19 protein-coding genes and 1 riboswitch are annotated in these 19,173 nt (G+C 71.0%); of the genes, 4 read left to right on the top strand and 15 right to left on the bottom strand.

The features are described 5' to 3' along the window. Positions 1-166: 166 nt before the first annotated feature. The 10 genes from WQO_RS12365 to clpS form a co-directional block, all read right to left on the bottom strand. On the bottom strand, positions 167-1,117 hold the full coding sequence (locus WQO_RS12365; RefSeq protein WP_010062057.1) for a PLP-dependent cysteine synthase family protein: 951 nt from the start codon (positions 1,115-1,117) through the stop codon (positions 167-169). After that, complete coding sequence (locus WQO_RS12370) at positions 1,117-1,395, bottom strand: MoaD/ThiS family protein (protein ID WP_010062059.1); 279 nt, start codon at positions 1,393-1,395, stop codon at positions 1,117-1,119. Before WQO_RS12370 ends, WQO_RS12365 begins: the two co-directional genes overlap by 1 nt. 98 nt (positions 1,396-1,493) lie before the next feature. Next, on the bottom strand, positions 1,494-1,622 hold the full coding sequence (locus WQO_RS37130) for a putative leader peptide (protein ID WP_010062060.1): 129 nt from the start codon (positions 1,620-1,622) through the stop codon (positions 1,494-1,496). Positions 1,623-1,691: 69 nt separating this feature from the next. Further along, complete coding sequence (locus tag WQO_RS12375) at positions 1,692-2,489, bottom strand: ABC transporter ATP-binding protein (protein ID WP_010062061.1); 798 nt, start codon at positions 2,487-2,489, stop codon at positions 1,692-1,694. A gap of 268 nt (positions 2,490-2,757) precedes the next feature. Then, a complete protein-coding gene (locus WQO_RS12380; protein ID WP_010062063.1) occupies positions 2,758-3,798 on the bottom strand; it encodes a FecCD family ABC transporter permease in 1,041 nt (346 codons plus the stop codon). After that, positions 3,795-4,805 (bottom strand): ABC transporter substrate-binding protein, encoded by a 1,011-nt coding sequence (locus WQO_RS12385; RefSeq protein WP_010062064.1) that lies wholly within the window; start codon positions 4,803-4,805, stop codon positions 3,795-3,797. Before WQO_RS12385 ends, WQO_RS12380 begins: the two co-directional genes overlap by 4 nt. 39 nt (positions 4,806-4,844) lie before the next feature. Next, positions 4,845-5,028, bottom strand: a riboswitch (cobalamin riboswitch). A gap of 13 nt (positions 5,029-5,041) precedes the next feature. After that, on the bottom strand, positions 5,042-5,464 hold the full coding sequence (locus WQO_RS12390; protein WP_010062065.1) for a M67 family metallopeptidase: 423 nt from the start codon (positions 5,462-5,464) through the stop codon (positions 5,042-5,044). 169 nt (positions 5,465-5,633) lie between these two features. Continuing rightward, on the bottom strand, positions 5,634-7,088 hold the full coding sequence (locus tag WQO_RS12395) for an amino acid permease (protein WP_010062066.1): 1,455 nt from the start codon (positions 7,086-7,088) through the stop codon (positions 5,634-5,636). 344 nt (positions 7,089-7,432) lie between these two features. Next, positions 7,433-8,065, bottom strand: a complete 633-nt coding sequence (locus WQO_RS12400) for a DUF2017 domain-containing protein (protein ID WP_010062067.1) — start codon at positions 8,063-8,065, stop codon at positions 7,433-7,435. A gap of 83 nt (positions 8,066-8,148) precedes the next feature. Next, positions 8,149-8,466 (bottom strand): ATP-dependent Clp protease adapter ClpS, encoded by a 318-nt coding sequence (gene clpS, locus WQO_RS12405; protein ID WP_010062069.1) that lies wholly within the window; start codon positions 8,464-8,466, stop codon positions 8,149-8,151. A 79-nt stretch (positions 8,467-8,545) separates the two neighbouring features. Between clpS and WQO_RS12410 the strand changes: the two genes are divergently transcribed. Together WQO_RS12410 and WQO_RS12415 are read left to right on the top strand one after the other, a co-directional pair. Further along, positions 8,546-9,874: a nicotinate phosphoribosyltransferase gene (locus WQO_RS12410; protein WP_010062071.1), complete on the top strand. Its 1,329-nt coding sequence runs from the start codon at positions 8,546-8,548 to the stop codon at positions 9,872-9,874. A 302-nt stretch (positions 9,875-10,176) separates the two neighbouring features. Beyond that, positions 10,177-10,767, top strand: a complete 591-nt coding sequence (locus WQO_RS12415) for an isochorismatase family protein (RefSeq protein ID WP_010062072.1) — start codon at positions 10,177-10,179, stop codon at positions 10,765-10,767. Between the two features lie 31 nt (positions 10,768-10,798). On the opposite strand, the gene WQO_RS12420 is transcribed toward WQO_RS12415, so the two are convergent. After that, a complete protein-coding gene (locus WQO_RS12420) occupies positions 10,799-11,224 on the bottom strand; it encodes a hypothetical protein (protein WP_032748810.1) in 426 nt (141 codons plus the stop codon). A 124-nt stretch (positions 11,225-11,348) separates the two neighbouring features. Beyond that, positions 11,349-13,751 (bottom strand): immune inhibitor A domain-containing protein, encoded by a 2,403-nt coding sequence (locus WQO_RS12425; RefSeq protein WP_010062074.1) that lies wholly within the window; start codon positions 13,749-13,751, stop codon positions 11,349-11,351. A 428-nt stretch (positions 13,752-14,179) separates the two neighbouring features. Between WQO_RS12425 and WQO_RS12430 the strand changes: the two genes are divergently transcribed. Next, positions 14,180-14,527, top strand: a complete 348-nt coding sequence (locus WQO_RS12430; protein WP_010062075.1) for a hypothetical protein — start codon at positions 14,180-14,182, stop codon at positions 14,525-14,527. Positions 14,528-14,553: 26 nt separating this feature from the next. Here WQO_RS12430 and WQO_RS12435 read toward each other — a convergent pair whose 3' ends face one another. After that, positions 14,554-15,216, bottom strand: a complete 663-nt coding sequence (locus WQO_RS12435; RefSeq protein WP_010062076.1) for an RDD family protein — start codon at positions 15,214-15,216, stop codon at positions 14,554-14,556. Between the two features lie 162 nt (positions 15,217-15,378). After that, a complete protein-coding gene (locus WQO_RS12440; RefSeq protein ID WP_058953967.1) occupies positions 15,379-16,983 on the bottom strand; it encodes an RDD family protein in 1,605 nt (534 codons plus the stop codon). A 304-nt stretch (positions 16,984-17,287) separates the two neighbouring features. Between WQO_RS12440 and WQO_RS12445 the strand changes: the two genes are divergently transcribed. Continuing rightward, positions 17,288-17,770, top strand: a complete 483-nt coding sequence (locus WQO_RS12445) for an SsgA family sporulation/cell division regulator (RefSeq protein ID WP_029182437.1) — start codon at positions 17,288-17,290, stop codon at positions 17,768-17,770. A gap of 22 nt (positions 17,771-17,792) precedes the next feature. Here the strand turns inward: WQO_RS12445 and WQO_RS12450 are convergent, their stop codons facing one another. After that, on the bottom strand, positions 17,793-19,160 hold the full coding sequence (locus WQO_RS12450) for an FAD-binding oxidoreductase (protein ID WP_010062081.1): 1,368 nt from the start codon (positions 19,158-19,160) through the stop codon (positions 17,793-17,795). Positions 19,161-19,173 lie beyond the last annotated feature (13 nt).

A 19,173-nucleotide genomic window follows, 5' to 3' on the forward strand; every position in this document is an offset into this window, starting at 1 on the left:
GGCGCTGCCCCGGACCCCGCTCCCCAATCGCACGTACACCTAGCCCGTCCGGCGATTGAGGACGTCCTTACCGGGCTGGGCTCAAGATGTCCTCAAACGCCGGGCGGGCTGGGATTGCCCGGGCGGGCTGGGATTGCCCGGGCGGGACGGACAGTGCAGCTCGGGCTCACGCCCAGAGCTGGCCCTGCAGCGTTTCGATCGCCGCTTCCGTCGTCTCCGCCGTGTAGACGCCCGTCGACAGGTACTTCCAGCCGCCGTCCGCCACCACGAAGACGATGTCCGCGCTCTCCCCCGCCTTGACCGCCTTCTTCCCCACGCCGATCGCCGCGTGGAGCGCGGCGCCGGTGGAGACTCCCGCGAAGATGCCCTCCTGCTGGAGGAGTTCGCGGGTGCGGGTGACCGCGTCGGCGGAGCCGACCGAGAAGCGGGTGGTGAGGACCGAGGCGTCGTACAGCTCGGGGACGAAGCCCTCGTCGAGGTTGCGGAGGCCGTAGACCAGGTCGTCGTAGCGCGGTTCGGCGGCGACGATCTGGATGCCGGGGCGGTTCTCGCGGAGGTAGCGGCCGACGCCCATCAGGGTGCCGGTGGTGCCGAGGCCCGCCACGAAGTGGGTGATGGACGGGAGGTCGGTGAGGATCTCCGGGCCGGTGGTCGCGTAGTGGGCGCCCGCGTTGTCCGGGTTGCCGTACTGGTAGAGCATCACCCAGTCCGGGTGCTCCGCGCTCAGTTCCTTCGCCACGCGGACCGCGGTGTTGGAGCCGCCCGCGGCCGGGGAGGAGATGATCTCGGCTCCCCACATGGCGAGCAGGTCGCGCCGTTCCTGGGAGGTGTTCTCCGGCATGACGCACACGATGCGGTAGCCCTTGAGCTTGGCCGCCATGGCGAGCGAGATGCCGGTGTTGCCGCTGGTGGGCTCCAGGATGGTGCAGCCGGGGGTGAGCCGGCCGTCCTTCTCGGCCTGTTCGACCATGTGGAGCGCCGGGCGGTCCTTGACCGAGCCCGTGGGGTTGCGGTCCTCCAGCTTGGCCCAGATACGGACGTCCTCGGACGGGGACAGCCGCGGGAGGCGGACGAGGGGAGTGTTCCCCACGGCCGCCAGCGGGGAGTCGTACCGCATCAGCGCATGCCGCCGGCGACGGCCGGGAGGATCGTGACGTTGTCGCCGTCGCTGAGCTTGGTGGAGATGCCGTCGAGGAAGCGGACGTCCTCGTCGTTGAGGTAGACGTTCACGAAGCGGCGCAGCTGCTCACCGTCGACGATGCGCTCACGGATGCCGGTGTGGCGGCTCTCCAGGTCGGCGAAGAGGTCGGCGAGGGTGTCCCCGGTGCCTTCGACGGCCTTCGCGCCGTCGGTGTAGGTGCGGAGGATGGTCGGGATGCGGACCTCGATGGCCATGGCGTGGGCTCCTGTCGAAAGCGGAGAGGTGGCGTGGGGCGCGCGTTTCTGCCCCCGCGCGGGGGGTGGTGCGTGTGGGTGGGCGCGCGGACCGCGGCTCAGGCCGGGCGGCTCACGGGCAGGCTGCGGCCGGGACAGATCGCGCTGGCCAGCCTGCACAGGTCGACGTGCAGCCGCGCGACGAGCAGCGTGCCCGGCGTCTTGTTGCTCACGTCATGGGGAACCATGCGGGCATCGTATCGATTCCCTGTGCGGAAACCCGAGTGTGATCCCACATGGTGGATGGTGAGCGTTCGCTATGTGGGCAGAGTTCGGCTGCCCTGTCCCTCCGGGAGGTAGACGACCGTCGGTGCGCCGGTCTTCGGGTGGGCGCTGACCTCGGCGGCAACGCCGTACACCTCGCTCAGCAGTTCGGCCGTGAGGACCTCTTCCGGGGTGCCGGAGGCGACGACCCGGCCGTCCTTGAGGACGTAGATGCGGTCGCAGTAGTAGGCGGCGAGGTTGAGGTCGTGCAGGGCGAGCAGGTTGGTGGTGCCCAGTTCGCGGACCCGGGAGAGGATCTCCAGCTGGTAGCGGATGTCCAGGTGGTTGGTCGGCTCGTCCAGGACGACGAGCGAGGGCTGCTGGACCAGGGCGCGGGCGACCAGGGCCCGCTGGCGTTCGCCGCCGGAGAGGGAGGCGAACGTACGGGGTTCGAGTGCGGCGATCCCGACCCGGTCGAGGGCCTCGGTGACCAGGGCGGTGTCGGCGGCGGTGTCGGCCTCCCAGAACCGCTTGTGCGGGGCGCGGCCCATCGCGACGACCTGGCCGACGGTGAGCTCGAATCCGGCGTGGCCGTCCTGCGGGACGGTGGCGATGCGCTGGGCGCGGGCCTTCACGGGGAGGGTGGCGAGGTCGTCGCCGTCGAGGAGGACCCGGCCGTGGGTGGGGCGCAGGGTGCCGTAGACGCAGCGCAGGAGGGTGGTCTTGCCGCTGCCGTTGGGGCCGACGAGGCCGACGGTCTCGCCGTCGGCCGCGGTGAGGTCGACGGCGTCGACGAGATGGCGGCCCTCGCCGGTCCCGTACGAGAGGCCTTCGGTGCGCAGGGTGGTCACGGGCGGGCTCCCTCAGCCGTACGTACGGTCGACGTGCGGGCGCTCCGGACCGGAAGCGGCCTCGTGCGGGCGCTCCTCGCGGCGGGCCTCGTGCCGGTGCTCCTTCGGCTCGGACGAACGCACCTCATGCCGGTGCTCCTTCGGCTCGGACGTACACGCCTCATGCCGGTGCTCCTTCGGCTCGGACGTACACGCCTCATGCCGGTGCTCCTTCGGCTCGGACGTACACGCCTCATGCCGGTGCTCCTTCGGCTCGGACGTACACGCCTCATGCCGGTGCTCCTTCCGGCCTGCGCCGCAGCATCCAGAGGAAGAACGGTCCGCCGGTCAGCGCGGTGAGCACCCCGACCGGGATGTCCTGCGGGGCCGCGAGCGTCCGGGCGGCGAGGTCCGCGAGGACGAGGAACACCGCGCCGCCGAGCGCGACGACCGGGAGGAGGGCGCGGTGTGCGGCGCCGACCGCCATCCGGGCCATGTGCGGGACCATCAGACCGACGAAGCCGATCGCCCCGCTGTACGCGACGAGCACCCCGGTCATCAGGGAGGCGAGGACGAAGACGGCGGCGCGGAAGCGGGCGGTGTCGAGGCCGAGGACGGTCGCGCCCTCCTCCCCCACCAGGAGCAGGTCGAGCGGGCGGGCCAGGGTGAGGAGGACGGCGGTGCCCGCGACCAGGGTGACCGCGGGGAGCGCGAGCATGTCCCAGCGGGCCGCGCCGAGGCCGCCGAGGGTCCAGTAGAGGACTTCCTGGAGGTGGTCGGCGCGGGCGGAGGTGACGAGGATCAGGCTGGTCAGGGCGGAGAGGACGTAGGAGACGGCGACGCCGGCGAGGACGAGCCGGTTGGTGGTGAGGCCGCCCCCGCCGCGCGCCAGGGTGTAGACGAGCAGCAGCGAGAGGAGGGCGCCGGCGAAGGCGGCGGCGGGGATCGTGACGGTGGTGGCCAGGGACGCGCCGATACCGAGGACGATGACCAGGACCGCGCCGGTGGAGGCTCCGGAGGAGACGCCGAGGAGGAACGGGTCGGCGAGCTGGTTGCGTACGAGGGCCTGGAGGACGGTGCCGATGACGGCGAGTCCGGCGCCGACGACGATGCCGAGCAGGACCCGGGGCAGCCGCACGTCCAGGACGATCGTGCGGAACGGGCTCGCCTCCGCCCGCCCGGTCAGGATGTCGAGCACCTGGCCGGGCGGGATGCGGACGGAGCCGAGCGCGAGGGCGGCGAGGACGGCGAAGGCCAGGAGCGCGGCGAGGCCGCCGAGCACCAGGACGTAACCGAGCGGCCGCCGAGGAGCGGAGGCGCGGCAGGTCACGGGGTGGTGGCCGCCTTGACCGCCTCCGGGTGGAGCTGGGCCGCGAGCTTGTCGACGGCGGCGGGGACGCGGACGCCGAGGACCGCGTCGGACAGCGGCATGACGGCGAAGCGCTTGTTCTTGATGGCGGGGACGTCGGCGAGGGCCGGGTCGTCGAGGAGGCGCTTCTTCTTCTGTTCGACGGTGGTGGCGCCGTAGTCGTAGATCACGATGACGTCGGGCTTGCGGTCGACGACGTTCTCCCAGGAGGCGTCACCGAAGGCCTTGTCGAGGTCGGCGAAGACGTTGGTGCCGCCGGCCCGTTCGATCAGCTCGTTGCCGATGCCCTCGCCGCCCGCGGTGAAGGCGGTCTTGTCGCCGCTGTCGTAGACGAAGACGGAGAGGGGCTTGAGGTCGGCCAGCTTCTTGGCGGTGGCGGCGTTGTCGGCCTTGGCCTGCTTGACCCAGGCCTCGGCGCGGTCGCTGATGCCGAAGGTGCGGCCGACCTCGCGGATCTCCTCGTAGAGGGTGTCCATGGGCTGGTCGCCCTTGGTGCAGCTCTCGGTGTTGAGGCGGGTCTCGATGCCGGCCTTCTTGAACGCCTCGCGGCCTCGGCCGTCGCCCGCGGTGAAGGCGCTGCCGTAGCCGCCGTAGACGAAGTCGGGGTTGGCGGCGAGGACCTGCTCGTAGGAGGGGTACTCCTTGGCGAGGACCGGGACGGAGGCGTAGTCCTCGGCGTACTTCGGCAGGACCTTGTCGTCGAGGTAGGCGGTGCCGACGAGGGACTTCTTCAGGCCCAGTTCCAGCATGATCTCGGTGACGTGCTGGTTCATGGTGACCACGCGCTTCGGCGGGGCCTTGTACGTGGTGGTGACACCGCAGTTCTTGACGGTGTACGGGAAGCCTTCGCTCGTCGCCGACGCCTTGTCCCCGGTGGCGGCGTCGCCGCCGGAGGAGGCGGAGCAGGCGGTGAGGGCGAGCGGGAGCAGCGCGGCGGCGGCTATGAGCGCAGGGGTGCGCCGGGACATGGCGGGGCCTCTCCGGGGGATTTCCGCGTCCCCTGGTCGATGCGGAGAAGGCGACGGGCCAGTTCCTGGCTTCCGGGCCGCCCTCCGGCACGGTGTCGGAGTCCGTACGGGAGGGGGCCCGGTCACAGTGGCGGGACCGTGCCGGATTCGCACCGGCTTCCTGGTTCCTGCCGCCTTGATGGGTTCGGGTGCAGTGTGCCAGACCCGTCGGGCGGCTCCGCGCGGTACCCGGGGGCTCAGTACGCCGCGACGACCTGCACGTCTTCCTCGGTGATCTCGCCGTCCACGATGCGGTACGAGCGGAACTGGAAGGGGCCCGAGTCGTCGGTGTCGGCGGTGGAGACCAGGACGTAGTGGGCGCCGGGCTCGTTGGCGTACGTGACATCGGTGCGGGAGGGGTAGGCCTCGGTCGCCGTGTGCGAGTGGTAGACGATCACGGGTTCCTCGTCGCGGTCGTCCATCTCGCGGTAGAGCTTGAGGAGGTCGGCGGAGTCGAACTCGTAGAACGTGGGCGAGCGGGCGGCGTTGAGCATCGGGATGAAGCGCTCGGGGCGGTCCGTCCCGGCCGGGCCCGCGACCACTCCGCACGCCTCGTCGGGGTGGTCGGCGCGGGAGTGGGCGACGATCTGGTCGTAGAGCGTCTGGGTGATGGTCAGCATGGCGCCAGGATAAGCAGGCGGGCCCCCGTGTACCGGTGGGTGGTACGCAGGGGCCCGCATGGTGGACACGTCGGTCGTTGGGGCGGCCTGGACGGTCCGGGAGGAGGGTGGTCGTGGGGCCCGCCCTCGGGGTCGCCGGTGATCCGGGGCCGGTGGTGCGGCCCCCGGGTCAGCGGGTCTCGGTGGAGGTCTTCTCCGGGGCCGACGGGTTGCGCGACTGGAGCACCCGGTAGGAGACGAACAGGATGAGCGCCCACAGCGGTGCGCAGTAGAGCGAGATCCGGGCGTCCTTGTCGATCGCCATCATCACGATGACCATGCCGATGAAGCAGAGCGCGAACCAGCTGGCGTACGGGGCGCCCGGGGCCTTGAACGAGGACTGCGGCAGGAGACCGGCGTCGGCCTTGCGGCGGTAGCGGATCTGGCTGATCAGGATCATGATCCAGGCCCACATGCCGGAGATGGTCGCGAAGGAGACGACGTAGTTGAACGCCTCGCCCGGCCACTGGTAGTTGATCCACACGCCGACGAGCATCAGGGCGGCGGAGAACGTGGTGCCCGTCAACGGCAGGCCGTTCTTCGTCAGCTTGGTGAAGGCGCGGGGCCCCTGGCCGTTGAGGGCGAGGTCGCGGAGCATGCGGCCGGTGGAGTACATGCCGGAGTTGCAGGAGGAGAGCGCCGCGGTGAGGACGACGAAGTTGACGATGGCGGCGCCGACGCCGAGCCCCATCTCCTCGAAGGCCTTCACGAACGGGGAGACGCCGGGCTTGAAGGTGGACCACGGCACGACCGAGAGGATCATGATCAGCGCGCCGACGTAGAAGACGGCGATGCGCCACGGCACGGTGTTGATGGCCTTGGGCAGCACGGTCTTGGGGTCCTTGGACTCCCCGGCGGTGACGCCGACGAGCTCCACGGCGAGGAAGGCGAACATGACGATCTGGAGCGTCATGAGGGTGCCGGTGATGCCGTTGGGGAAGAATCCGCCGTCGTTCCAGAGGTTGGAGACGGTCGCGGTGTCTCCGGCGTCGGAGAAACCGATGGTGAGAACACCCGCGCAGATCAGGATCATGCCGATGATGGCAGTGACCTTGACCATGGAGAACCAGAACTCCAGCTCACCGAAGAGCTTCACGGAGATCAGGTTGGCGCCGTAGAGAATGATGGTGAACACCAGGGCGGACAGCCACTGCGGAATGTTCCACCAGTACGTCATATAGGTGGCGGCGGCGGTGACTTCGGTGATTCCGGTGACGACCCAGAACAGCCAGTAGGTCCAGCCGGTGACGAATCCGAAGAACGGGCTGATGAATTCGCGGGCGTACTCCGAGAAGGAGCCCGAGACGGGGCGGTACATGAGCAGTTCGCCCAGGGCCCGCATGATGAAGAAGATGACCAGACCTGCAATGACGTAGGCCAGGATGAGGCTCGGCCCGGCCCGGTCGATGGCTTTGCCCGCGCCGAGGAAGAGCCCGGTGCCGATGGCTCCGCCGATGGCGATCATCTGAATCTGGCGAGCTCCCAGACCGCGCTGGTATCCCTCACCGCCGGCTCCGGCGTCCCCGGAATTGCCGCCGGGCTGACCCTTGTCGACCTGTCCCTCGTCGACGTGCGCCGATGTCATGGTGGTGCGCCTTTCTCCACGCCGATCCGCGCCGTACAAGGCTGCGGATCAGGTCCTGATCCCCCCGGATATGGATGGAGTGCGACCGGCGTTCGGCCGGTGTGTAGCGCCCCCGGGAAACAGGGGTGGCGTCCCCGGGCGGTCGTGAAGATTTATCACGGCCGTCACAGGACACCGTGGGACATTCTGTGGCGCACACCACAGGCAAAAGGGGATGAAAGGCCCCGGCCGGAACGAATGACCCGAATGACTTGGGGGGATCGTTACTCGGATCTGAGCGTCCGTTGAGCGAACGACGGGCCCCCGCCACGGCGTGGCGGGGGCCCGTCGTTTCCGGAGGCTGCCTACGGCATGAGCGTCTCGACCAGGGATTCCTGGAGGGCGCCGAGCCAGAGGTAGGCCATCACCATGGGCTTGCGCGGATCGCTGTCGGGGAGCCGGTAGAGCGAGCCCTCCTCGCCCTGGTCCTCGTCGGAGACCTCCAGCCGGGTACCGATGGTCAGGCGCAGGTCGTTGAGGGAGCGGAGCCAGCTGAGGCACTCGTCGCCGGTGAGGGTGAGGACGGCTCCGCCGCCCTGGGCGGGCGAGAGCGCGTCCAGGGTGCGGACGACGGCGAGGGCGTCGTCGCGCTTGCCGGTGCGCAGGTCCATCTCGGTGAACCGGCGGAACTCGGCGGACCGCTCGCGCAGCTCCTGCTCCTCCTCCGGCTTTCCGGCCCCGGCACCCTCGGGCACCTCAGGCCTGCCGGGGCCGCCGTAGGCGTCGGGGAAGAGCCGGGCGAGTGCCGGGTCGGTGGGCGGCTTGCTGGGGCCTTCGGCGAAGAGGGCGGCGAGCGGGTCCTCACCTTCGGCGGGCTGGTCGCCGGGGCCGATCAGCTCCAGCAGCTGGACGGCGAGGGAGCGCAGGATGGAGATCTCGACCTCGTCGAGCGCGACGGCCGCGCCGCCGCCTGGGGTGGCCTCGAAATGGCCGGCCATGGATTCTCCGATGGTGGGTCGAACGGGGCGGGTGGCGGGGCGGAGCCCTGGAAAGCGGCGGGCGGAGCCCTGAGGAAGAGGGGCTAGTTGCGGTCCTGGGTGAGGGTGGCCCACAGCCCGTAACCGTGCATGGCCTGGACGTCGCGTTCCATCTCTTCGCGGCTGCCGCTGGAGACGACGGCGCGGCCCTTCTGGTGCACGTCCAGCATGAGCTTGTGGGCCTTGTCCTTCGGATAGCCGAAGTAGGCCTGGAAGACATAGGTCACATAGCTCATCAGGTTGACCGGGTCGTTGTGGACGAGCGTCACCCACGGGACGTCCGGCTCGGGGACCGCGAAGGTCTCCTCGGCCGAATCGGGACGTTCGATCTCTAGCGGGGTAGCAACGCTCACCTGTCCCATGCTGCCACCCGGGCGGGCCCGGCGCACAAACGGACCCCACATCTCGTCACTTTGACGAATAGGGGGTAGCATCCCAGCCATGAACACAGCGGACCTCGGTCGGCGGGTCGGCGTTCCGTCGACCGCGCTCTTCACCGACCAGTACGAACTGACCATGGTGCAGGCCGCCCTCAAGGCCGGCACCGCCGACCGCCACTCGGTCTTCGAGGCGTTCACCCGCCGGCTGCCCGAGGGGCGGCGCTACGGCGTCGTCGCGGGCACCGGGCGGGTGCTGGACGCGGTGGAGAACTTCCACTTCGACGACGAGATGATCGGCTTCCTGCGCCAGCAGAACATCGTGGACGAGCCGACCCTCGAATGGCTGGCGGACTACCGCTTCAGCGGCGACATCTGGGGCTACCCGGAGGGCGAGGTCTACTTCCCCGGCTCCCCGATCCTGCGGGTCGAGGGGTCCTTCGCCGAGTGCGTGCTGCTGGAGACGGTGATCCTCTCCATCCTCAACCACGACTCCGCCATCGCCGCCGCCGCCTCGCGGATGTCGGCCGCCGCCGGGGGCCGCCGGCTGATCGAGATGGGCGCCCGCCGCACCCACGAGCTCTCCGCGGTCGCCTCCGCCCGCGCCGCGTACGTCGGCGGCTTCGACGCCACCTCCGACCTGGCGGCGGGCTTCCGCTGGGCGATCCCGACGGTCGGCACCAGCGCCCACGCCTTCACCCTCCTGCACGACAGCGAGCGCGACGCGTTCCGGGCCCAGGTGGACTCGCTCGGCCGGGGCACGACGCTGCTGGTCGACACGTACGACGTGACCGAGGCGGTCCGGGCGGCCGTGGAGATCGCCGGGCCCGAGCTCGGCGCCGTACGCATCGACTCCGGGGACCTGCTGCTGGTCGCGCACCGGGTGCGGCAGCAGCTGGACGAGCTGGGGGCGACGGGCACGAAGATCGTGGTGACCTCGGACCTGGACGAGTACGCGATCGCCTCGCTGGCCGCCGCGCCGGTGGACGCGTACGGGGTCGGCACCCAGCTCGTCACCGGGAGCGGGCACCCCACCTGCTCGATGGTCTACAAGCTGGTGGCCCGCGCCGGCTCGGCGGAGCCGGACGCCCCGCTGGTGCCGGTGGCCAAGAAGTCGCTCGGCGCGAAGTCGTCGGTCGGCGGTCGCAAGTGGGCCGCGCGCCGGACCGACGAGCACGGCGTCGCCGAGGCCGAGGTGATCGGCACCGGCCCGGTCCCCGCCGAGCTGGCCGACAGGCAGCTGCTGGTGGAGCTGGTCCGGGGCGGCGAGGTGGTCGCCCGCGAGCCGCTGGACGCGGTCCGGGAGCGGCACGTGGCCGCGCGCGCCGGGCTGCCGATGTCGGCGATCCAGCTGTCGCGGGGCGAGCCGGTGATCCCGACCGAGTACGCCTGAGCCCGTCCGGGTACGCCCGGTGGCCGGCCCTCGGCCGCGCCGGGCGTACGGACCGGGCGACAGACCCGGCGTACGGCACGACTCGTCCGCGAATCCGCGCCGGGCGTGCGGACCGGGCCGGTCCGCAACCGGGGGTTTCGCGGACGGGGCTTGATTGTGACGTTCCAGTGCCTAGGCTCGAACCCCCGGCACCCTCCCGGAGACCCCGGACCCCCGGGGCCGCCGCTCGATCCCCACCCCGATCCCCGTCCCCACCCCGCCTCCGCTCACTCCGCTCCCGCCCCCACCGAAGGACACCCGCCATGCACCGCGCATTGATCGTCGTGGACGTTCAGAACGACTTCTGCGAGGGCGGCAGCCTCGCGGTGGCGGGCGGTGCCGACGTCGCCGCCGCCATCACCGACCTGATCGGTGACGCCCAGCCCGCCTACCGCCATGTGGTCGCCACCCGCGACCACCACATCGACCCGGGCGGCCACTTCTCGCCGAACCCGGACTACGTCGACTCCTGGCCGGTGCACTGCGTCGCCGGCACGGAGGGCGTCGGATTCCACCCGAACTTCGCGCCCGCCGTCGCCTCCGGTGCCATCGACACGGTGTTCGACAAGGGGGCGTATTCGGCCGCGTACAGCGGGTTCGAGGGCTCCGACGAGAACGGGACCGGCCTCGCCCAGTGGCTGCGCGACCGCGAGGTCACCGAGGTCGACGTGGTCGGCATCGCCACCGACCACTGCGTCCGGGCCACCGCGCTGGACGCGGCCCGTGAGGGCTTCGTCACCCATGTGCTGCTCGACCTGACCGCGGGCGTCTCCGGCGCCACCACGGAACGGGCCCTGGCGGAGCTGCGTACGGCGGGCGTGAAGCTCTCCGGGACGCCCGTCGTCGCGTCGTAGACCCCTCTGACAGGACCCGCCCGCCCTGGCTCTACGCGGCCGGGCGGGCCGGTCCGGCATACCCGCCGGGGCCCAGCAGCGCCCGGATCGGGTGCCACAGCTCCTGGCACGACGACCCCGGCGCCGTCGCCTGGCGCCCCAGGCCACCGGGCAGGGCGACCGGGTCCGCCTGCGGGGCGGCCCGCCACAGCAGGCCGTCCGGATGGTGCAGCACCGCCGTGACCTCGTCCGGTGTCGGCGGCTGGTCGTTGCCGCGCAGATAGACCGCCCGCAGCCCCTGATTGCGCAGCCTGGTCAGGGCGCGCGCCCGGTTCACCGCGTGCACCAGCACCCGTACCGGGGCCCCTGGCCCCGCTCCCGTACCGCTGCCGGGACCTGTGCCGTCGGCCGGTCTGGTGAGAGTCAGGGCGACCACCACCGTGCCGTTCGGCAACCTGCAGAAACCTCCGCCTGCCATGCTCCACGCTCCCCCGTGAGACGTCGTGTCAATAAGGATGTGAACAAGACGCACCTAAACACGATCGGCCGCCGCCCGCTAGAGGGCGACGGCCGATCATGGTTTGACCTGCGGTTTTACTTGATCAGCGGCCCGAGGGGCTGACCAGGACGGTCATCGTCCGACCATCGCGGGGCTCGTGGACGATGGAGATGCGGGTGTTCGTGTCAGAAACCTTGACACTGCCCGTGGGGTTCTCCTTGTACCAGTAGGTGCCCTTCCGGTCGTCGAAGACCGGGTTGCCCAGGCTGGGCTTGATGTACAGCGGCACGTCCGCGTTGTGGAGCGTGAAGCCCTTGTTCGGGTACCAGCTGAACGGGGCGTCGAACGGCTGGATCTTGTTGCGCAAGAGCGAGCCGTCCTTCCACTTGAGCGGCTTGGCGTGCGCGTCGATCGGCAGGATCAGACCCTGGCCCGGGTGGACCGAGGTGTTGTTGTCCTTCTGGGAGGTGTCCCAGAGCCAGACCAGCAGACCGGTCTGGTACGCGTAGTGCTCGACCCAGTCCGGACGGGTGCCGGAGAAGCCGAAGTTGTACGGGCCGACCTTCAGCGTCTCGTCGTAGGAGACGTACTGGCGGTTCTCCGCGATGTAGTACTGCGGGTAGTCCTGGGTGAAGGACTCGCCGATCCGCGAGAAGCCCTTGGCGGTCCAGCCGTTGTCGTCGCCCTCGGCGTTGTCCGAGAAGAGCGCCGCACCGTCGGCCGTGACGGTGATGGCGTCGGCCGCGAAGCCCTTGCCGCCCGCGCCGCCGTCCGTCTGGTAGCGGAAGCGGAGGTCGACCTTCTTGCCCGCGTAGGCGTCCAGCGGGAAGGAGAGCTTCTTGTACGCGCCCGAGACGTCGGTCAGGGCCGGCTTGTCACTGGCGTCGCGCGGGATGGCCTTGCCGTCGGCGGTGCCGTCGAGCGCGGTCCAGCTGGTGCCGCCGTTGTCCGACACCTCGGTGTAGAGGTAGTCGTAGTCGGCCTCGATGTCGTACCAGCCCGAAAGGTCCAGCGTGGCCTTGGACTTGCCGGTCAGGTCGACCGAGCGGGTCAGGGTGTTCGACAGGTCGTCGCCCATGTCGCTCCACCACTGCTTCGCACCCTCGGCGGGCTTGGTGACGGTGGTGGTGACGGCCTTCTTGGGCAGCTCGACGACGAGCGCCTGCGGGTTCTTGGTGTTGTACTCCGAGACACCCAGCTTGTGCAGCGAGGTCTTGCCGGCCTTGGCCTTGTCGTAGTCGAGCCAGCCGAGCTGGAGCTTGTCCCACGAGGTCATGTCGCCGGGCAGGTTGCCGATCTCGCCCTTGCCGGTGCCGAGCCAGGAGCCCGCCGACATCAGGGACCAGAAGCCGACCGAGTTCTCGCCGCCGCCGGAGGTGTCGTACAGGTCCGGCAGACCGAGGTCGTGGGCGTACTCGTGGGCGAAGACGCCCAGGCCGCCGTTCTCGGGCTGGACGGTGTAGTCGCCGACCCAGATGCCCGTGTCGCCGATCTGGGCGCCACCGGCCTTGTTGTCCGCGGGGCCGGTCGCACCGGCGTTGGTGCCGTACGCGTACCAGCGGTGCGCCCAGATGGCGTTGGTGCCCTCGGCGCCACCGCCGGCCGACTCGTCCTCACCGGCGTGGACCAGCTGGAAGTGGTCGATGTAGCCGTCGGGCTCGTTGAAGTTGCCGTCGCCGTCGAAGTCGTAGCGGTCCCACTCGTCGTACTCGGCGAGGTTCGCCTTGATCTCGGCGTCGGTGCGGCCCTTGGCCTTCTGGTCGGCGACCCAGGCGTTCACGCCGTCGCGGACCGCGTCCCACACATTGGCGCAGTTGGACTGACCGCAGTAGTTGGAGCCGTAACGGGCCTCGTTGTAGGGGACCTTGACCCAGTCGGAGACCTCACCCTCGACCGAGTAGCGGCCCGAGGAGGTCTTCTCGTAGTAGGTCTTGAGCGAGTTGACGCCCTTGCCCTCGCCGAAGTAGAGCTCCTGGAAGTGCTTCTGGTTGTAGTCGGACTTCCAGGCGGTGCTGTTGTCCTTCTTCGGGTCCGGCTTGGCGATCTTGTTGTGCGCCGGTCCGGGGGTGCCGCCGAACTTCTTGACGGGCGGCTTGGGGCCGTCGCCGTCCGGGTCGAACATCGTGGTGTCGTCGACCTGGTCGCCGAACTCCAGCAGGATGGTGAAGATCTTGTCGGTCTTCTCCCGGCCGAGCTCCACGTACTTCTTGTCGCCGAGCTTGACGACCTTGGAGCCGCTCCGGTTCGCGACCTTCTTGTCCCCGGCCAGCACCTGCTCCAGCGCGGCCTCGCGCTGCTCGGCCTGCTGCTCGCTGAAGGGGCCCTCCAGGTTGTGCTCCACATGCCCCTTGGCCGGCGCCGGGTCACGGCGGTCGACGGTGGAGACACCGGAACCTGATGAGCTGTCATGCGCCTGGGCGGTGGCGAAGGTCGACGCCGTCGCGGCGGTAGCGGCCATGGCCACGACAACGGCGGCGGCGCGAAGCGCCCGTCTCTGATTGGTCACTTGAAGCAGTCCTCCCCGGGCGTTCCGCGCTGCGGCCAGGGGGGTATGGAGAGGGCCGCGCGCGTGAACGCGTCACAAGTGACGACATTCGATCGGAGTTATGAAAGAAAAGACAGACCTTGACTTGAACAGACCAAGTGCACTATACGGAGCGCTCTTCCGGTATACGGACGGTATGAGAAGGGCATGGGAACGGCAAAGGAACGCCGACCGGCCCGGATCCGCCCGGTCGAACGCTCCAACAGGCGCGCCCGGCTGTCCGGTTGGTGAGAGCCGTGACTCCGTGCGCCCCCTGTGCACCGGTACCGTGCGTTAGGTCACGCTTACTACCGGTCCCTCTCGGGCATCCACCGTCGTAGGGTCGTTCGGCGTGCACGACCGCACCGAACGCCGCCCGCCCATCCGACGTCCCGAGGACGGAATCCGTCATGCCGCGTCCGACTGCCGCACAGTTCGCCTACGGTTCGGCCACCGTCGTCGCCACGACGCTCGCCCTGCTGCTGCTGTTCCGCACGGAGTCCGGCGTGGGGGTGGCCGCCGTCGGCGCGACCGCGCTGGCCCTCGGCCTCCTGGTCGCCCTGCGCCTGCCGCACCCCGGCCACCGGACGGCGGAAGGGGCCGGGCGGACCGCGACCGACCGGGCCTCCGCCGCCGCCCGGACGCACCACGCCCTGGAGGGCGTCGGCGCCCGGGAGCGGGTCCCGGCGGCGCGTTCGTCCGCGCGTCCGTCGGGCCGTTCGTCCGCGCGGACCGACGAGCACTCGCTGCGCCGCTAGAAGGCTCGGGGTCGGGCTCGGGCTCGCTAACGGGCCACGACGACGACCGTCTTGGCGGCCTTGTCCTGGAGCCCCTGCCGGTAGGGCTTGTCGGTGAACATCAGCACGATGTTGATCAGCCACCACAGGCACGGGCAGCACAGCAGCGCCGGGGCCCACAGCACGACCGCCCGCATCAGTGCGGCCCCGGTGTCGGGCACCCGCCCGTCGTTGAGCATCGCGACGCGCAGCTTCAGCAGCCGCTTGCCCAGCGTGCGGCCGTCCTTGTGGGTGAAGTAGGTGTCGTAGGCGACGTAGACCACCAGGCCGATGATCGACCAGAGCAGCTGGTGCCCGCTGTACCCGCTGGCGACCGCGTCGCCGAACCCGTCGTCGCCGTTGACGTCGACCGCGCCGCCCCAGGGCAGCGAGATCAGGTACAGCGGGATCGAGATGATGAGGAAGTCGATGAGCCGCGCCAGGATCCGCTTCCCCGGCTCGCCGAGCGGCGGCATCCCGGCGAGCGGGTCGGGCGCCCCGAACCCACGGCCGCTGCCGTACGGATCGTTCGGCGGGGGCGGAGGCGGCGGGGGCGGCGGGGCACTGCCGTACGGCTGACCGTCGGACGGCGGCGGGGGCTCCTGCGGCTTCTTGAGGAACGGATCGTCGTCCTCGGGCGGCTGGCCGGGCGTCGGCTGGTCGTTGCTCATGGGGGCAGTGCATCCCGCACCACCGGGGCCCGCAACGGCTCAGGTGCGTTCGGGGGACGCGGAGCGGCATACGAGCCTAGACCGGCATGTCGCCACCCGCCCGGCCAGTTCTTCCGATAAGCGGGCGGGTGGCTCCCGGTCAGCCGGTCCCGGTCAGCCCGCTCAGCCCGCCACGAACGTACGGGCCGCCTTGTCGTGCCAGCACTGGCGCCACGGGCGGTCGAACAGGCACCACAGGACGTTGACCACACCGAGGACGAGCAGCCCCAGCACGCCGTAGACGAGCCAGCGGCGCAGGGCCGCTCCCAGGGACGGGGTGTCATGGGACTCGATGTCCCGTACGTCGAGCCCGAAGAGCTTCTTGCCCAGCGTCCGGCCCCACTTGGCCGTCGGCAGGGCCTCCAGGAGGAAGCCGAGGAGCAGGAACGCGGCGAGCAGCGCCCCCAGCAGGACCCCGGTGGTGGAGTCCAGCAGCCAGACGGTGACGGTCTCCCCCGTCTCCTTCGCGGCGATGATCTTCCGGTCGATGTGGTCGAGCGCCCGGGCCGACAGCGGGACGGCCACCGCCCCGACGACCGCGCCGAGCAGGAGGTTGTCGACGAGCCGGGCGGCGAACCGCTTGCCGAGCCCGGCGGGGCGGGCCGAGGCCTGGTTGCGGGCGAGTTGCTGGAAGGGGTCGTCGACCGGCGGCTTCCACGGCACGACGGGCTGGTCCGCGCCGGCCGCCGGTCCCTGGTTCTGGTGGGGCTGCTGCTGCGGTTCGGGCTGGGCCAGTTGGTGGACCTGCTGAGCCCAGGAGGCCGAGCCGCCGCCGGGGCCGGGCGTCAGGGGCGTGTGCAGGGCCGGCGAAGGACCGGGGTCGGGGGACGGCGTGGGTACGGGGGCGGGAGCGGGAGCCGGGGCCGGTGCGGGAGCCGACGGCTGGGCCTGCTGTGCGGGCTGGGCACGGTGGGGCTGCTGGGGCTGCGCCGCCGGCTGCCGCCCCGGTGCCTGCTGGGCCGGTGCCTGCGGTGCCTGGGCCTGCGCCTGCGGTGCCTGGGCCTGCGCCGGGAGGGCCCGGGGCACCGGAGCCGGCGCGAGGCTGTTCGGCGCCGCGCTCAGGTTCTGCGGGCCCTGCGGCGTACCGGCGTTCGACGGCGCCGGACCGGTCTGTACGTCACCGGCCGCCGGGGCGCCGCCCCGTGCCGCGTTCGACCGGGGTCCCACCGCGCGGATCGTGACCGTCCCGTCCGTCGGCGGACGGGTCCCGGCCTCCTCGGCGGACCGGCCGCCGCTCTCCCGCATCCCCGGCAGCGCGCCGCCGGTCGGGTCCTGGGACAGCGGCGCCCTCGGGTCGGCCGACGGAGAAGGGTGGCCGGGGCTCGCGGGCTCCTGCGCCGGTCCGCCCCACTCGACCCGGCGGTCCCGTTCGCCGCCGAACCCGTTCTGGCGTGCGGCGTCCGCCTGCCAGACGGACGCGCCGTCAGCGGGCCCCGCCGCCCGGTCCGCGCCGGGTGCGCCGGAGCCGGGCGAGGCCCCCGGGCCGTCCTGGAGGGCGTCCTCCTCGTCGAAGAAGATCGGCCCGGTCTCCTCCACCGGCGCGGTCTGCGCACCGGCCGCCGGGGCGGGGGCGGTTGCGGCCGGACCCGTCTGCCGGGGCGCGGGCCGGCTCGTACCGGGGACCCAGGAAGCGCCGTTCCAGTACCGGACGTAGCCGGGGATGGAGGGGTCGGGGTAGTAGCCCTCGCGGGGGCTTTCGTCACCGGGTGCCGGAGTTGGCGCGCTCATCAGCGGGTCCCGTATCTCTTCGAGGCCTCAGGCCGTCCCCGCCGGGCGGGCGGACGGCTCAATACAAGGGTCCACATCTATCAGACAGCCGCCCGCCCCTGGGCCGGTCCACCTGTTTGGGCCCTCTTTCGAGATGCGTTCGGGGGCGGGATCGGGGACGCGGCCGGGGCTGCTTCGGGACAGCTTCCGCAACCGCCCGAAGTTTTTTCCGGAAGTCGCGTAATAGGTGGCGGGGAGGGCGCTCTCTCCTTGTGCGGGACGGTCACGGGACCTGCCCATGAGCACCGGAAGGTCGTGCATGTCGATGATGAGCATCGTGGAACGTGAGCTGGAGCTGAAGCTGGTCCTGTCCCCCGAGCGGTCCATCCCGGTGCCCGCCCGGCTGACGTACCGCACGAACGACCCGTACGCCGTGCACATCGCCTTCCACATCGGCTCCGAGTCGCCGGTGCACTGGACGTTCGCCCGGGAGCTGCTGGTGGAGGGCGTGTTCCGGCCGTGCGGGCACGGGGACGTGCGGATCTGGCCGACGAAGGTCGCGGGCCGCAGCGTCATCTGCGTGGCCCTCACCTCCCCCGACGGCAACGCCCTGCTGGAGGTGCCGTCCGCCGCCGTGGCCGCCTGGGTGGAGCGGACCCTGCGCGTGGTGCCGCCGGGCACCGAGAGCGACCGGCTGGGGATGGACGAGGCGCTGGCGGAGCTGCTGGCCCCGCTGCCGGCCGACGACCTGTGGCTGAGCGACCCGTGGACGGCGGAGGAGTCGCCGTCCCAGGACGGTGAGGCGTGAAAACCCCTGGCCGAAGCGGGGATCAGAAGAGCTTGCCGGGGTTGAGGAGACCGAGCGGGTCGAAGGCCGCCTTGATGGACCGCTGCAGTTCGACGCCGGTCTCGCCCAGTTCGCGGGCCAGCCACTCCTTCTTGAGGACGCCGACACCGTGTTCGCCGGTGATGGTTCCGCCGAGTTCGAGACCGAGCGCCATGATCGCGTCGAAGGACGCGCGGGCCCGGCGGGACTCGTCGGGGTCCTGGTGGTCGAAGCAGACGACGGGGTGGGTGTTGCCGTCGCCCGCGTGGGCGCAGACGCCGATGGTGAGGTCGTACTCCTCGGCGATGGCCGCCGTGCCCGCGAGCATCGCGCCGAGCTGCGAGCGCGGTACGCACACGTCGTCGATCATCGTGGCGGGCTTGACGGTCTCCAGGGCGGTGAGGGACATGCGGCGGGCCTGGAGGAGGAGTTCGGACTCGGCCGGGTTGTCGGCGGGGACCACCTCGGTGGCCCCGGCGGCGGTGCACAGCTCGCCGACGGCGGCGAGGTCGGCCAGCGGGTCCGGGGTGTCGAAGGCGCAGAGGAGGAGCGCCTCGGTGGTCTCGGGCAGGCCCATGGAGGCCATCGCGTTGACGGCACGCACGGTCGTACGGTCCATCAGTTCGAGGAGTGACGGGGTGTGACCGCGCTCCATGATCCGGCACACAGCGTCACAAGCGGTGGCCGCCGAGGGGAACTCGGCGGCGAGGACGAGCTGCTGCGGCGGCTGCGGCTTGAGCGCGAGTACGGCCTTGACGACGATCCCGAGGCTGCCCTCGGAGCCGACGAAGAGACGGGTCAGGTCGTATCCGGCGACACCCTTGGCGGTGCGGCGGCCGGTGGTCAGGAGCCGCCCGTCGGCGAGGACGACCTCCAGGCCCAGCACGTATTCGGCGGTGACCCCGTACTTCACGCAGCACAGGCCGCCGGACGCGGTGCCGATGTTGCCGCCGATGGTGCACGTCTCCCAGCTGGAGGGGTCCGGCGGGTAGTACAGACCGTGTTCGTCCACCGCGCGTGAGAGCACCGCGTTGACGACGCCCGGTTCGACGACGGCGATCCGGTCGACCGGGCTGATCTCCAGGATCCGGTCCATCTTCACCAGGGAGAGCACGATGCAGCCGTCGGAGGCGTTGGCCGCGCCGGACAGGCCGGTACGGGCGCCCTGCGGGACGACGGGGACGCGCAGCGCGGTGGCGGTGCGCATGACGTGCTGGACCTGCTCGACCGTGCGCGGGAGCACGACGACGGCCGGGGTGCCGGCCTCGCAGAAGCTCGCCATGTCGTGGGCGTAGGACGCGGTGACGTCCGGATCGGTGATCAGCGCCTCGGGAGGCAGTCCCGCGCGCAGCCGTTCGAGGAGATCGCTCATGATCCAAGCGTGT

It is taken from the genome of Streptomyces globisporus C-1027, from assembly GCF_000261345.2.
GTDB classification, from domain to species: Bacteria; Actinomycetota; Actinomycetes; order Streptomycetales; family Streptomycetaceae; genus Streptomyces; species Streptomyces pakalii.